The following is a 15076-nucleotide window of genomic DNA, read 5'->3' on the forward strand; positions in this document are numbered from 1 at the left end:
AATATATATGTATAAGTTTATTCTGCTTGAGTAGAATAGATTTGTCAAGATTAATTTAATTGTTATATTATCTTTTGTTAAAAATTAATCTAAATTAAAATATATAAATAGAATATTTTATACAATATATCATAAAAGGAGAATTTAATGAAAGCAGAAGAAACGAGCATATACCCAATTATTAAAAATAACTTAAATCAAGTATCCATTGTCGAATATAAAAAAGGGCAAAGATTTGTAGCGTCAGATGAAGATTTACAAGAAGTCTTTTTTATAATAGAGGGAGTTGCATTAGTAGAATGCTCTACTAGAGGAGGAAACAAATTTCTTGTTGATATTGTACCAGAAAATGAATTTATAGGTAAAATTAGTTATATATATGAACATAATTTGAAATGTGATATCTTTGCGAAAACTAATATAAAATTATTCCGATTTAAAAAAGATGTCTTTGATGACCTATACCTTAAAAGAGATTTTATTGAATTATTTCACAGTAAATGTACAAGAAGAATATATGAGTTGTACAAGACTAGAATGGTAAGAGAATTATTTTCTTGTACAGAAGTCATTGCATATTGTATATTAAAAAAACAAGAGAATAGTACATGTAAAGCAAAGTATATTCGTAATTTTAGTGAAATTTATTCAATCAGTAGAAAGAGTAGATACCACTCCCTATTGAATTTAATTGAAAAGGGTATAATTAAAAAAATAGATAGTACATATGAAGTTTTGAATTATGATAAATTATATAGATTAGCCTTTGAAGTAAAGGAATTTTTAGAAGATAAATAGTTATAAATATTATTGTTATTTCACTTAAATATAATATAATAATTTCTATAAAAAATAAAAAATAGCTTCACTGAAAACTAGAAATAATTTAGCTGTTTTCAGTGAGACTATTTTAAAGTATTATATACTACTAAAATATACTATTGTTATTAATCAATTTCTTTAACTATGTTAATAGCCCATTTTTTAGATAATGCTCTAGGTACACCAAATATAAATTTTACAACTTCTTCACTGTAAGTGAGTAGAACAAGGATAAATATAGGTGCCCCTTTAAATGCTGCTATAAAAGTTAAAGGAAGTGAAGCTAACCACATACATCCTAATTCTAAAAATAGAGCATATTTAGTATCTCCACCACTTCTCAAAATACCAATTATAATTAATGTATTAAATGATTTTAGAGCCATTAGTATACCCATTATAAAAAATATTTTAGTTATATCAGAAGACAAGCTATCAGAAACACTGAACATCTTTAATAATAATGGGATATTTAAAATTAAAATAATTCCAAGTATTAAACCAGCTAAAAACACTAGTATAGAAAATTTCTTAGCATATTCAATGGCTCTTTTGATATGGTCAGCACCAAGTTCATTACCAAGCATAATAGATGCACCAGATGCAATACATACAGCAGTCATTATAAAGAAGTTACCTGTACTAGTTGCTATTTGACTTGCCGCTATAGCAGATGTACCTGCCCTTGAATAGGCAACAGAATACAGAACAGTTCCAACTGCCCATGCAGAGTCATTTACAAATATAGGGAAACTCTTTGATGAAAAAGATTTGATAAAAATCTTATCAATAGCCTTTAGATTTTTCAAACTAAATTTTAATATATAGTCTTTTTTATAAAAATAGACATAAGTAAGCATTAAAATTAATTCGCATATTCTTGCAATTACAGTTGCTAAAGCAGCTCCTTTTACGCCTAATGCAGGAAGCCCTAAATTACCAAATATAAATCCATAATTTAAAATAACATTTGTTACAAGAGCAAATGCACTGCAAATCATACCTAACTTAGGATTCCTAACACCTCTAGAACCAGTACTAAACACTGTACTTATAGCTATCAATGGATAACTAAATACTGCAATGCTAAAATACTCTATACAAAGTCTTACAACCTCTGAATCATAAGAAAATATGTGTATTATTGGTTTTGGCGTTAGTAGAGCAGGGATAACAAATACAAAACTTAAAGCTAGTGCTAATATACAGGTAAGACCTGTAACCTTTCTTATATTACTAATATCTTTCTTTCCATAAAACTGTGAAATAAAAACTCCAGCTCCACCTGTAATACCAGATAGAGACATATTAAAAAGGAAGAAAAATTGGTTTGCAACTCCAACTGAAGCTACAGATACTTCACCTAAACTACTTATCATAACTGTATCTATTACATTTACAGATGTAGAAATTAAGTTTTGTATGATAATAGGTATACATAAAGATAGAAGTATCTTGTAAAACCTTTTATTTTCATCCTTTAAAGAAAACAATGCTTGCAAATAATCCTCTCCTTTTTACATAAACTCTTCCCACTCATCATATAGAGAGGAAAGGTCATTTTCTAAACTGATTTTTTCTTGACTGACTTCTTTAGCTTTCTCAGGATTAGAGTATACTTCTTCTTGACACAATAGCACATCTAATTCTTCAATTTTAAGTTCTAGCTTTTCAATTTCTTTTTCTATACTTTGCCTTTTTATTCTATTTTTCTTTTCTAATTCTCTTTGTTCTCTTTCTTTTCTTTTTTCATCCTTTATTTGAGTCCTTGTTTTTTCTTCTTTCTCTTCAACAATACTCATTTCCTGAACTTGTCTTTTCTTATCAATATAATAATCATAGTTACCTAAATATTCAGTAACTCCGTCTTCATCTAAAACAAGAATCTTATCTACAACAGTATTTAGAAAATATCTATCGTGTGATATTGTAAATATAGTACCATCATAATTAGTTAATGCTTCCTCAAGGACCTCTTTAGAATCAATATCTAGGTGGTTAGTAGGCTCATCTAACAATAAGAAATTTGCATTGGATAGTATAAGTTTAAGTATAGCCACTCTGGCTCTTTCTCCACCACTTAATGTAGAAATTTTCTTGAAAACTTCTTCATCAACAAATAAAAATGCTCCTAACATATTTCTTAAAGTGGTTTGAGTAAGATGATGATTATTTTCCCAAATTTCATCAATTATGGCGTTATCCAAATTAAGAGTTTTTTGTTCCTGATGGAAGTAAGAAACATGGACATTAGTTCCAAACTTAATATTACCATTAAGAGGTTGTAGTTCGTTAGTTATTATTTTAAATAATGTAGACTTACCAATACCATTTGCACCTATAAGAGCAACTTTTTCTCCTCTATATATGTCTAAGTTTAAATCTTTAAAAAGTATTCTTTTTCCATATCCCATAGATACATCTCTAATTTGAAGGACATCATTCCCACTTTGAACAGAGGGAGTAAACTGTATACGAGCTTTTTTTCTATAAGCTTCTGGCTTATCTAAAACATCTACTTTGTCCAATGCTTTTTCTTTGCTTCTCGCACGTTTTAGGTGCTTTTCCCGACCATACGCTTTTAGTCTTTCAATAGATTCTTCTTGTTTTTTTATTTCTTTTTGCTGGTCTTCGAATTTTTTTAGTTCTAGTTCTTTTTCTATTTTAGACAGCTCAACAAATTTAGAATAGTTACCATTATATACTTTAAGTCTTTTATTGTGAATTTCAAAAATTCTATTTACAGCTTGGTCTAAGAAATATCTATCATGAGATATTAGCATAACAGTACCTTTGTATTGTTTTAAAAATACTTCTAGCCATTCTATTGCTTCAGAATCTAAGTGGTTAGTAGGCTCGTCAAGTAATAATAAAGTTGGTTTTTTAAGAAGTAATTTTCCTAAAAGAACCCTAGTTTTTTCACCACCAGAAAGTATACTTATTGGTTTATCCATATCATTGTCACTAAATCCTAATCCTTTTAAAACTCCTTTAGCTTCAGACTTATATCCATATCCATTTAAATCTGAAAATAATTCTAACTTATGTGAATATTCATCCATGATTTTTTCTAAAATTGGAGAGTTTGTTTTTGTGCTTTCCTCAGATATTTTAACTTCCAATTCTCTTAAATAGGATTCCATATCTATCAAATCTTTAAAAACTTCCAACACTTCTTCTAAAATGGTATTATCCGAATAAAAATTGGTATTTTGTTCTAAATATCCGATTTCACAATCTTTAGAAGTGTAAATATCTCCACTATCATAGCCATAAATTCCCGATATTATTTTAAATAAAGTAGTTTTTCCAGTACCATTAATGCCAATTATACCAATTTTATCCCCTTCATTTACTGTAAAACTAATATTTTCCAATATAGAATCTATACCAAAACTTTTATTTAAGTTGTTGCATGACAAAACAATCATAAATTTCTACCTCCTTGAACTATCTAAAATTATAATGTTTTGATATAATATAATCAAGGTTATATGTATTAGTTTTGAAAAAGAAATATTTTATTGTGAATCAAACAAAAAAGAGGACACTTTTAGGAGGTGAAAATGTTGGGAAATAAAAATATATCAATGGCAGTTATAAGAAGGCTCCCAAAATATCATAGATATCTTGGAGACTTATTAGATAGGGATATACAAAGAATATCTTCTAAAGAATTGAGTGATATAATAGGTTTTACTGCTTCTCAAATAAGACAAGATTTAAATAACTTTGGTGGATTTGGACAACAAGGGTATGGTTATAATGTAGAGGCTCTTCATACTGAGATAGGTAAAATACTTGGATTAGACCGACCATATAATGCAGTTCTTGTAGGAGCGGGTAACTTGGGACAAGCTATAGCCAATTATGCAGGATTTAGAAAAGCTGGATTCGAGATAAAAGCTTTGTTTGATGCAAATCCTAGAATGATAGGTTTAAAGATAAGAGAATTTGAAGTGTTAGATTCAGACACTTTAGAAGAGTTTATAAAAAACAATGATATAGATATTGCTGTATTATGTATACCTAAAAATGGAGCACAAGAAGTTATTAATAGAGTTGTAAAAGCTGGAATAAAAGGTGTATGGAATTTTGCACCATTAGATTTAGAAGTTCCGAAAGGTGTTATAGTTGAAAATGTAAACCTAACAGAAAGCTTATTTACTTTATCATATTTGATGAAAGAAGGAAAGTAGACAACTTAAACATATTAATAATAAGTAACTATGAAGAGTATTGAGAAAGTCAGAAGATTTAATATTAAATCATCTGGCTTTTTAAAATATAAAAGCTAAAATTAATATAATATAGAAGTAAACTTAATATAAAGGGAGTGATGTTAGTGGAAGAGTTATGGCAAAAAGCTATTGAATTTCATGGTCATGAATGTCCAGGTCTAGCTATAGGATTTAAAGCGGCACTTGCAGCGAGAAAATATTTGGAATGTAATCAGTCAGGGGATGAAGAGATTGTATGTATTTCTGAAAATGATGCATGTGGAATAGATGGTATACAAGTGGTATTAAGTTGTACGATGGGTAAAGGGAATTTGCTACTTAGAATGACAGGTAAATCAGTATACCATTTTTTTAATAGGGAAAATGGAAAGTCTATAAGAATATATGTGAAATCAAAACCATTTGATATGGATAGAGAAGGGTATAAAAAATACTTATTAGAAAGTGAATTTGAAGATATATTTGAAATTACAGACACAAAATTAAGACTTCCAGAAAAGGCAAGAATATTTAAGTCTCTTAAATGTGAAGTGTGTGGAGAGTTTGCACCTGAGCAATATATAAGAATTCAAGATAGTAAGAAGGTATGCCTTGATTGTTTTAGCAAATACGAAAGATTTTATGAAGAAGGAAAAGAAACATCAAATTAAAAATATTAAGTTTATACATAGCAATGAAAGAGTCACAGCAAAGGATTATATACAATACTATTAAATTTATATAATAGAAATAAATGCTTTATTTTAATTGAGTAAAGTGATGATATTTAAAAATAAATGTTATTTAATTTATGCATAATAAAAAGAGACTGATTAATATTGATAAAATCAAATTAAGCCAGTCTCTTTATGAATAACCAATTATTATTCTGGTTGAGGTGCATCTACAGGACAAGCTCCTGCACAAGAACCACAGTCTATACAAGAACCAGCATCTATAACATATGCGTCGTCTCCAGCTGATATACAGCTAACAGGGCATTCAGCCTCACAAGCACCACAGCTTATACAAGCGTCAGTAATTTTATATGCCATTTTGAAATCCTCCCTTTTATATGTATTGTAATTCAATAACATTATAACAAATATTATTGAATATAACAATTAAATTAATTCTACAATAAAAACTTTATTGTGATATTCTTATTTTAAAGTTTTACAATAAATTTTAATCTGCTTATATTTTTATTTATCTTAGAGAAGTTTACCTTAAAAATAAAATTAAAGTTTAAAAGTTGTGTATGGAGTACATTTAAAAATGTTATACTCTTAAAGAGTACATTTTATTAAGAATTTGTTGATTTAAAGGAGATTTAATATGAAAAATAAGTTAGTTTACATATGTATTATGAGTTTATTGTTGCTTGTAGTGGGGTGTTCTAATAATTCGAATAAAGAAAATAATATTAAAAAAGATTCTAATAATAATCAAAGTCAGGTTGAAGAGCAAAAAAAAGAGCCTGTAATAAAAGATATAACTATAAGTTTTGCTGGTGATGTAACTATGGGAAACTATAAAGGTTCATCATACTATGGTAGTTTCGACCATGAATTTGAAAGACAAGGAAAGGACTATGATTATTTTCTTAAAAATGTAAAACCTATATTTGAAAAAGATGATTTGACAGTAGTTAACTTAGAAGGTCCTCTTACCAATGCATCAAAGGCGAAGGAGAAGAAGTTTGCATTTAAAGGCAAACCAGAATATATAAACATTTTGAAGTCTGGAAGTGTAGAGGCAGTAAGTGTTGCAAATAACCATTCAGAGGATTATTTTGAGGAAGGTATGAAGAACACTAAGTTTATATTGGATGAAAATAAGATAAATTACTTTGGTTTAGGTAAAGATGCAGTAATAGATGTTAATGGAATTAAAGTAGGTTTATTGGGATATAATGGATTGTCAACTGAATACAATGAAAAAAACTTAAAACAAATGGAAGATGAGATTAAAGCCCTAAAAGAGAAGTCAGATGTTGTTATGGTTTATTTTCACTGGGGAATAGAGCTGGAATATTCTCCAGATAAAAAACAAAAAGATTTCGCTCATTATGTGATAGATAAGGGTGCAGACTTAGTTATAGGTTCTCATCCTCATGTAGTTCAAGGTATAGAAAAGTATAAAGATAAGTATATAGCCTATAGTTTAGGAAATTTTTGTTTTGGAGGAAACAAGAATCCTTCTGATACAGACAGTTATATATATCAACAAACTTTTACCTTCTCAGATAATAAACTATCTTCAATTAAAGAGCCAAATATAATACCAACAGCAATAACATCTAGTAGCTCTAGAAATAATTATCAACCAAAAGTATTAGATGGAAGTGAGAAGGATAGGGTTTTAAATAAGCTAGAAAAAATAAGTAAAGATTTGAACAGTTAAAAGTGTAAAAAAAAATAAATATATATATTTATTTTAATAATTTATATTTTGTTTGAAGCTTGGGAAAACGTGGTATCAAATAAGTAGATTTTAATAGTTAAATTGTAGTCAATCACTATAATGCTATTAAATCTACTTTTTTAATATAAAAATATAAGGGGGAATTTGTAATGGCTTGTAACACTTGTAAAATGTGCGAAAGCGCAGACAAGAAATTAGAAAGTTTTGTAGCTTCAAAGGATGTTGAAACAGCATTTCATAGAACTGAAGATCAAAAGGTTAAATGTGGTTTTGGACTTCAAGGAGTCTGTTGTAGACTCTGTTCAAATGGACCATGTAGAGTAACTCCAAAGTCACCAAGAGGTATATGTGGAGCAGATGCAGATACTATAGTAGCAAGAAACTTTTTAAGAGCAGTAGCATCAGGGGCAGCTTGTTATTTACATGTGGTAGAAAATACAGCTAAGAATTTAAAAAATGTTGGAATAACTAAAGGTGTTATTAAGGGAGAAAAAACATTAAATCAATTAGCAGAGATGTTTGGAATAGAAAGTGATGAAAAATACGATAAATGTATAAAAGTAGCTGATAAAGTTATAAATGATTTATATAAATCAAGAGATGACAAGATGGAATTAGTAGAAAAAATAGCTTATGCACCTAGAGTAAAAAAATGGAAAGAGTTAGGTATAATGCCTGGTGGTGCAAAATCAGAAGTGTTTGATGCAATAGTAAAATCATCAACAAATTTAAACAGTGACCCAGTAGACATGTTAGTCAACTGTTTAAATTTAGGAATATCAACAGGGTTATATGGTCTTACTCTAACTAATCTTTTAAATGATGTTATGTTAGGAGAACCAGTTATAAGAATGGCTCCTGTAGGATTTAATGTAATAGACCCAGACTACATAAATATAATGATAACAGGTCATCAACATTCAACATTTGCAAATTTCCAAGACAGATTAAAAGATGAAGATGTTATAAAATTAGCTCAATCTGTTGGGGCAAAAGGATTTAAATTAGTAGGATGTACATGTGTTGGTCAAGATTTACAATTAAGAGGAGAACATTACCAAGAAGTATTTGCTGGTCATGCTGGTAACAACTTTACAAGTGAAGCTGTTTTATCAACTGGAGCAATAGATATAGTTCTTTCTGAATTTAACTGTACTATACCTGGACTTGAGCCAATAGCAGATAAATATAAAGTAAAAATGGTTTGCTTAGATGATGTTGCTAAAAAAGCAAATGCAGAATATATAGAATTAGATAGAAGTAATTTAGATGAACTTAGTAATTCATTAATACAAAAAGCACTAGAATCTTATAAAGATAGAAGAGGAAGTGTTGAAATAGATATACCAAAAGACCATGGATTTGAGCAGTCTTTAACTGGTGTAAGTGAAAAGAATCTAAAAGCATTTTTAGGAGATTCATGGAAACCTCTTATTAATTTAATTGCAGAAGGAAAAATTAAAGGGGTTGCAGCTGTTGTAGGATGTTCAAATATGACAGCAGGAGGTCATGATGTAAATACTGTTGAATTGACTAAGGAGTTAATTAAAAAAGATATTATAGTACTTTCAGCAGGATGTTCTACTGGAGGATTAGAAAATGTTGGTCTTATGTCACCTGGAGCAGAAGAATTAGCAGGAGAAAACTTAAAAGAAGTATGTAAGACTTTAGGAATACCACCAGTATTAAACTTTGGGCCATGTTTAGCTATAGGAAGACTTGAAATAGTAGCAACAGAGTTAGCAGCTGAGCTTGGAATAGATTTACCACAATTACCATTAGTGCTTTCAGCTCCACAATGGTTAGAAGAACAAGCATTAGCTGATGGAGCTTTTGGACTTGCTCTTGGTTTACCTCTTCATTTAGCATTACCTCCATTTATAACAGGAGGAAAATTAGTAACAGAGGTATTAACAGAAAAATTAAAAGACTTAACAGGAGGACATGTTATAGTGAATCCAGATCCTAAATCTTCAGCTGATCAATTAGAACAAATAATAATAGACAGAAGAAAAAATTTAGGGTTAAAGGATGTGGAATGTAATGCATAGAATTTTTATAAATAAAGATTTATGTACAGGCTGTAAAAGTTGTGTATTAGCTTGTATGTTAAAGCATAATAAAGATTATGACATGTATACTCTTGATTTAGAAAATATAGATAATGATAGTAGAGGGCATATAGAACTAGATAGCAAACATAATAATCCAGTTCCAATTCTTTGTAGACACTGTGATGAACCGGAATGTGCCTTAGCATGTATGAGTGGTGCAATGCATAAAGATAGTCAAAGTGGAATTGTTTCATATAATGAAGAAAAATGTGGTTCATGTTATATGTGTGTGATGTCTTGTCCATATGGATTATTAAAACCAGATGATAAAAGCAAGCAAAATATACTTAAATGTGATTTATGTAAAGATGAGGAATATCCTAGATGTGTAGCTAATTGTCCAAGTGGGGCAATTGAATTACAGAAGGAGGAAAATGATGAATTATGTAGTGTTAGGGGCTAGTGCTGCTGGTATAAATGCAGCAAAAACATTGAGAGAATTAGATAAAGATTCTAGTATAGTGATAATTTCTAAAGATGAAAATATATACTCAAGATGTATGCTACATCATGTTATATCTGAACACAGAACTTTAAAACAAATAAACTTTGTTGATGAAGACTTTATGGAGAAAAACAATATAAATTGGATTTCAGGTAAAACTGTTAAAGGAATAGACACAGATAAAAAACTAGTTCAAATGGAAGATGTCACTGTAAATTATGATAAGCTTTTAATAGCTACAGGTGCATCTTCTGCTATTCCTCCTATAAAGAATTTAAGAGAAGGAAATTTTGTATACTCTGTAAGAAACATAGATGATATTTATAAAATAAAAGAGAAGGCAGAAAAATCGAAGAAAGTTGTTATAATAGGTGCAGGACTAGTTGGGATAGATGCTTTAATTGGTTTATTTAAATATGAACAGCTAGATATTTCAGTGGCTTTTATGGAAAAATATATTTTAGATAGACAATTAGATGAATATACAGCATCAGTATATGAAAATAAATTTAAAGAAAAAGGCGTAAAATTTTATCCAAGTGCATCAATACAAGAAATTGTTTTAGATGATAGCAAAGATGTTAAAGGTGTTGCATTTTCAAACGGAGAAGTTCTTGATGCAGACATGGTAATCGTAGCTACAGGAGTGAAACCTAATGCTGACTTTTTGGATGAAACAGGAATAGAATATGACAGAGGCATAATAATAGATGATAGATGCCAAACAACACAAGAAGATATCTATGCAGCAGGGGATGTTGTAGGTAAAAATGCCATCTGGCCTATAGCTGTAAAACAAGGAATTATAGCTGCACACAATATGGTTGGAAAAGATAAAAAGATAGAAGATGAATTTGCTTTTAAAAATAGTATGAATTTTATGGATATACCAACCATTTCTATAGGCATGAATACACCTGTAGATGATAGTTATAAAGTATTAACTAGACATGGAAATGATTGTTATAAAAAGTTTATTTTTAAAGATAATATAATCTATGGAGCAGTTATACAAGGAGATATTTCATATGTAGGTGTATTAACTCATTTGATAAAAAATAAGGTTGAAATATCTGATTTAGAAAATAGGATATTTGATGTATGTTATGCAGACTTCTTTAACATAAAAGAAAATGGAGAGTTTTGTTACAGTGTATAATAGCTGAATTAAAACTTATAAATAGAGCTATTTTAAGATAAAAGATTTTAGTTTATAAAAAGCTTTACTTAAATATAGCTCTATTTTTATAATTAAGTTTAAATTTTGATTAATTTATAAAAGTACCTATTTTGAACAAGAGTACATATAATCTCTAGTTAGAGGTAAATCATTTTTGATACCTTTAGTGAAAAGTATCTGATGTATATCTATAATACCAGTATTGAAAGCAGCAGCACAAGAACAAAGATATAAATCCCACATTCTTATAAATTTATTATCAAACATTTCTTTAATCTTAGGAAGACTATCATAGAAGTTTTTATGCCAAGATAATAAAGTTTTTACATAATGTAATCTTAAACTTTCAACATCTATAGTATGATAGTTATAATCGCTACAGATATGTATCATTTCTCTTAAACTAGGAATAACTCCACCAGGGAAAATATATTTTTTTATCCAAGGGTCTCCATAAGATTCTTTTAAGCCACTTATATAGTGAAGCAAAAATAATCCACTATCTTTTAAGACAGCATTTACATTTTTAATAAAAAGCTCATAATTTTCTCTGCCAACATGTTCAAGCATACCAACGCTAACAACTCTATCAAATGTAAGATTTGATTCTTTAAGTTCTCTATAGTCCATAAGTTTTACTTCAAGGTAATCTTGAAGATTCTCTTCTTTAATTCTAATATTAAACTCTTTAAATTGTTCTTCGCTAAGTGTAATTCCCACACCATGAATTTTATATTTTTTTGCTGCTTCTATTAATAGAAATCCCCATCCACAACCAATATCAAGAAGACTCATACCTTCTTCTAAATTTAGTTTAGTTAATATGTGATGAACTTTATTAACCTGAGCATCATAAAGATTATCATTATCATCTTTAAAATATGCACAAGAATAACTAAGTGTTTTGTCTAGCCATAAACTATAAAAATCATTTCCAATGTCATAATGAGCGTGTATTTCTTTCTTTTGATGTCTCATCGAATTAGATGAATGTAACAAATGTTTTACAGCTGAGTTATCAATATTAAATTTGTCTATCTGTTTTAGGAGTAGATTTAAGGTTAAAAATAAATCTCCTTCAACCTCAATGTCTCTATTTATGTAGGCTTCTCCAAGTGCTAAAGATGTACTTTTTAATAATTCAGATTTGCTAATATCATTATTTACAATAACTTTAAATTGAGGAGAGCTATCTCCAACTAGAAATTCTTCCCCGTCTTTAAGCCTAACTAGAAATGGTGTTTCATTAAATCTTTCTAAATAGTCTTTTAAAAAATTTTTTGTAATGTTCATATTACCAGCTCCTTTTAATGTAAATCCAGTAAGTTTTACTTGCTTAAAGTATATTATATTCCTTTTTTTAAAAAAGTAAAATTTTTTTTGGTTAATTTTTACTTGAATGAACTTTTTATTTTATAAAGGAATTTTATCTTGTGGTATTTTATTTTATAAATTTTAGTATTGGATATAATATTCAATTAGTAATGATATAATAATTTTAATTAATAATAAAGTTTTGAAGCAATTAGTTTGAAACTATTTAATGAAGGAGATATCAAATGGAAGTATATGCTTTAGTTGGGTCAAGTGGTACAGGAAAAAGTTATAAGGCACTAGAGTTTGCATATGAAAATGACATAGATTATATAATTGATGATGGGATTTTAATATATAGAAATAAAGTTTTAGCAGGTATATCAGCAAAACAAGCAAAGACTACTATTGAGGCAGTTAAAAGAGCTATTTTTTATAATTTAGAACATCGACAAAAGGTTAGAGAGGTAATAGAGAAAGAAAATATAAATAGGATTCTTGTTATAGGAACTTCAAAAAAAATGATTAATCAGATTGTAGAGAGATTATCAATCGGAAAAGTTTATAAATTTATAAATATTCAAGATATAAGTACTAAATATGAAATAGAAATAGCAAAACAATCTAGAAAAGAAGGAAATCATGTAATTCCTGTTCCAGCAGTTGAAATAAAAAATATGACAAGTGGTCTTAGTATAAATCCATTAAAAAGACTTTTTAGAAAAGGAAATAATATAAATATGGTGGTTTTAGAAAAGACAATTATAAGACCTACTTTTAGTTACATTGGCAAAGTTTATATTGATGCAGATGTAATTAAACAAATAATTGAATATGAAGTGTACAACTTTGGAAGCATTGATAGAATAAATAAAACCAATATAGAGAATTGCAACAATTTTATGAATATTTTTGTAAGTATAAATATCAATGATTTAGAAGTTATAAAAAAAATTGAAAGTATGCAACATATAATAAAAAAGTCTATTGAGAGAATGACTTTAGTTAATGTACAAAAAATAGATATTAACATTCATAAAATTAAAAAAATAAACTTCCTCCCATGTTAAAAAATAAACTGAGAAAATGATATACTAATTTGCAATAAAGTGTGCTATAATTAAACTGTAAATTTAGGAAATGGTTTTTCTAAATGGAGTATACATAATTATAACGTATTTATAAGGGGGCTTTCAAATGTCAGGAAAAGATGTAAATGTCTTCGAGATGGCGCAATCTCAAGTAAAAAATGCATGTGATAAATTAGGTATGGAACCAGCAGTTTATGAATTACTAAAAGAACCTATGAGGGTTATTGAGGTTTCAATTCCAGTAAAAATGGATGACGGTTCTATAAAAACTTTTAAAGGATTTAGATCACAACATAATGATGCAGTAGGGCCAACAAAAGGTGGAATAAGATTCCATCCAAATGTTTCAAGAGACGAAGTAAAAGCTTTATCTATATGGATGACTTTCAAATGTTCTGTAACAGGTATACCATATGGTGGAGGTAAAGGTGGAATAATAGTAGATCCATCAACTTTATCTCAAGGTGAATTAGAAAGATTAAGTAGAGGATACATAGATGGAATATATAAATTAATAGGTGAAAAAGTTGACGTTCCTGCACCAGACGTAAACACTAATGGACAAATAATGTCTTGGATGGTTGATGAATATAATAAATTAACTGGACAAAGTGCTATAGGTGTTTTAACTGGTAAACCAGTTGAATTTGGTGGTTCTTTAGGAAGAACAGCTGCTACTGGATTTGGTGTTGCTGTAACTGCAAGAGAAGCTGCTGCTAAATTAGGAATAGATATGAAAAAAGCTAAATTAGCTGTTCAAGGTATAGGAAACGTTGGTTCTTACACAGTTCTTAACTGTGAAAAACTTGGTGGTACTGTTGTAGCTATGGCTGAATGGTGCAAATCAGAAGGTTCTTATGCTATATACAATGAAAATGGTTTAGATGGTCAAGCTATGTTAGACCATATGAAAGAACATGGTAACTTATTAAACTTCCCAGGAGCTAAGAGAATATCTTTAGAAGAGTTCTGGGCTTCAGATGTTGATATAGTAATACCAGCTGCATTAGAAAACTCTATAACTAAAGAAGTTGCTGAATCTATAAAAGCTAAATTAGTTTGTGAAGCTGCTAATGGACCAACTACTCCAGAAGCTGACGAAGTATTTGCTGAAAGAGGAATAGTTCTTACTCCAGACATATTAACTAATGCTGGTGGAGTTACAGTTTCTTACTTCGAGTGGGTACAAAACTTATATGGATACTACTGGTCAGAAGAAGAAGTAGAGCAAAAAGAAGAAGTAGCTATGGTTAAAGCATTTGAATCTATTTGGAAAATCAAAGAAGAATACAATGTTACAATGAGAGAAGCTGCTTATATGCATTCAATTAAGAGAGTTGCTGAAGCTATGAAATTAAGAGGATGGTACTAGAATTTACTCTTAATAAATAATAGGATATAATTATTTAATATATAAAAGGGCTGTACTATGTACAGCCCTTAAAAGTTGTATGACTCAAAAT

Annotated in this window: 13 protein-coding genes; 9 read left to right on the top strand and 4 right to left on the bottom strand. The window is 28.8% G+C overall.

The window, feature by feature from the left end:
• The first annotated feature begins 147 nt into the window (after positions 1 to 147).
• Entirely contained in the window at positions 148 to 798 is a 651-nt protein-coding gene (locus tag KGF48_RS10310) for a cyclic nucleotide-binding domain-containing protein (RefSeq protein ID WP_227827844.1), read from the top strand.
• 149 nt (positions 799 to 947) lie between these two features.
• Here the strand turns inward: KGF48_RS10310 and KGF48_RS10315 are convergent, their stop codons facing one another.
• Positions 948 to 2324, bottom strand: a complete 1377-nt coding sequence (locus KGF48_RS10315) for an MATE family efflux transporter (RefSeq protein ID WP_227861925.1) — start codon at positions 2322 to 2324, stop codon at positions 948 to 950.
• A 15-nt stretch (positions 2325 to 2339) separates the two neighbouring features.
• Positions 2340 to 4253 carry an ABC-F family ATP-binding cassette domain-containing protein gene (locus tag KGF48_RS10320; protein WP_227839777.1) on the bottom strand — a complete coding sequence of 638 codons (1914 nt, stop codon included), beginning with the start codon at positions 4251 to 4253 and terminating at the stop codon, positions 2340 to 2342.
• A 135-nt stretch (positions 4254 to 4388) separates the two neighbouring features.
• Here KGF48_RS10320 and KGF48_RS10325 point away from each other — a divergent pair, with 135 nt between their 5' ends.
• Both KGF48_RS10325 and KGF48_RS10330 read left to right on the top strand, forming a co-directional pair.
• Positions 4389 to 5021 carry a redox-sensing transcriptional repressor Rex gene (locus KGF48_RS10325; protein WP_227434586.1) on the top strand — a complete coding sequence of 211 codons (633 nt, stop codon included), beginning with the start codon at positions 4389 to 4391 and terminating at the stop codon, positions 5019 to 5021.
• A gap of 146 nt (positions 5022 to 5167) precedes the next feature.
• On the top strand, positions 5168 to 5713 hold the full coding sequence (locus KGF48_RS10330; protein WP_413894801.1) for an FmdE family protein: 546 nt from the start codon (positions 5168 to 5170) through the stop codon (positions 5711 to 5713).
• A gap of 213 nt (positions 5714 to 5926) precedes the next feature.
• Here the strand turns inward: KGF48_RS10330 and KGF48_RS10335 are convergent, their stop codons facing one another.
• A complete protein-coding gene (locus tag KGF48_RS10335) occupies positions 5927 to 6097 on the bottom strand; it encodes a DUF362 domain-containing protein (protein ID WP_009888017.1) in 171 nt (56 codons plus the stop codon).
• A gap of 283 nt (positions 6098 to 6380) precedes the next feature.
• On the opposite strand from KGF48_RS10335, the gene KGF48_RS10340 reads away from it, so the two are divergent.
• The 4 genes from KGF48_RS10340 (at position 6381) to KGF48_RS10355 (ending at position 11187) form a co-directional block, all read left to right on the top strand.
• The gene (locus tag KGF48_RS10340) at positions 6381 to 7448 is read left to right on the top strand and encodes a CapA family protein (RefSeq protein ID WP_227839779.1); all 1068 of its coding nucleotides are present in this window, start codon (positions 6381 to 6383) and stop codon (positions 7446 to 7448) included.
• Between the two features lie 170 nt (positions 7449 to 7618).
• Entirely contained in the window at positions 7619 to 9520 is a 1902-nt protein-coding gene (gene cooS, locus KGF48_RS10345) for an anaerobic carbon-monoxide dehydrogenase catalytic subunit (protein WP_227839780.1), read from the top strand.
• Positions 9513 to 9986 (top strand): 4Fe-4S dicluster domain-containing protein, encoded by a 474-nt coding sequence (locus KGF48_RS10350; RefSeq protein WP_227839781.1) that lies wholly within the window; start codon positions 9513 to 9515, stop codon positions 9984 to 9986. The genes cooS and KGF48_RS10350 overlap by 8 nt, the downstream gene beginning before the upstream one ends.
• Positions 9961 to 11187, top strand: a complete 1227-nt coding sequence (locus KGF48_RS10355) for an FAD-dependent oxidoreductase (protein WP_227839782.1) — start codon at positions 9961 to 9963, stop codon at positions 11185 to 11187. Before KGF48_RS10350 ends, KGF48_RS10355 begins: the two co-directional genes overlap by 26 nt.
• Positions 11188 to 11313: 126 nt before the next feature.
• Here the strand turns inward: KGF48_RS10355 and KGF48_RS10360 are convergent, their stop codons facing one another.
• Positions 11314 to 12501 (bottom strand): SAM-dependent methyltransferase, encoded by a 1188-nt coding sequence (locus KGF48_RS10360; protein WP_227868024.1) that lies wholly within the window; start codon positions 12499 to 12501, stop codon positions 11314 to 11316.
• 266 nt (positions 12502 to 12767) lie between these two features.
• On the opposite strand from KGF48_RS10360, the gene KGF48_RS10365 reads away from it, so the two are divergent.
• A complete protein-coding gene (locus tag KGF48_RS10365) occupies positions 12768 to 13592 on the top strand; it encodes an ATP-binding protein (RefSeq protein ID WP_227839783.1) in 825 nt (274 codons plus the stop codon).
• A 127-nt stretch (positions 13593 to 13719) separates the two neighbouring features.
• On the top strand, positions 13720 to 14985 hold the full coding sequence (gene gluD / locus KGF48_RS10370) for a Glu/Leu/Phe/Val family dehydrogenase (protein WP_227434603.1): 1266 nt from the start codon (positions 13720 to 13722) through the stop codon (positions 14983 to 14985).
• The last annotated feature ends 91 nt before the right edge of the window (positions 14986 to 15076 follow it).

The organism is Clostridioides sp. ZZV15-6388, from assembly GCF_020657755.1.
GTDB lineage: Bacteria > Bacillota > Clostridia > Peptostreptococcales > Peptostreptococcaceae > Clostridioides.

Bases quoted from the DNA above. Each gene is read 5' to 3' on its own strand.
- KGF48_RS10310 (WP_227827844.1), top strand. From the start codon at position 148: ATGAAAGCAGAAGAAACGAGCATATACCCAATTATTAAAAATAACTTA.
- KGF48_RS10320 (WP_227839777.1), bottom strand. From the start codon at position 4,253: ATGATTGTTTTGTCATGCAACAACTTAAATAAAAGTTTTGGTATAGAT.
- KGF48_RS10325 (WP_227434586.1), top strand. From the start codon at position 4,389: ATGTTGGGAAATAAAAATATATCAATGGCAGTTATAAGAAGGCTCCCA.
- KGF48_RS10335 (WP_009888017.1), bottom strand. From the start codon at position 6,097: ATGGCATATAAAATTACTGACGCTTGTATAAGCTGTGGTGCTTGTGAG.
- KGF48_RS10340 (WP_227839779.1), top strand. From the start codon at position 6,381: ATGAAAAATAAGTTAGTTTACATATGTATTATGAGTTTATTGTTGCTT.
- cooS (WP_227839780.1), top strand. From the start codon at position 7,619: ATGGCTTGTAACACTTGTAAAATGTGCGAAAGCGCAGACAAGAAATTA.
- KGF48_RS10350 (WP_227839781.1), top strand. From the start codon at position 9,513: ATGCATAGAATTTTTATAAATAAAGATTTATGTACAGGCTGTAAAAGT.
- KGF48_RS10355 (WP_227839782.1), top strand. From the start codon at position 9,961: ATGAATTATGTAGTGTTAGGGGCTAGTGCTGCTGGTATAAATGCAGCA.
- KGF48_RS10360 (WP_227868024.1), bottom strand. From the start codon at position 12,501: ATGAACATTACAAAAAATTTTTTAAAAGACTATTTAGAAAGATTTAAT.
- KGF48_RS10365 (WP_227839783.1), top strand. From the start codon at position 12,768: ATGGAAGTATATGCTTTAGTTGGGTCAAGTGGTACAGGAAAAAGTTAT.
- gluD (WP_227434603.1), top strand. From the start codon at position 13,720: ATGTCAGGAAAAGATGTAAATGTCTTCGAGATGGCGCAATCTCAAGTA.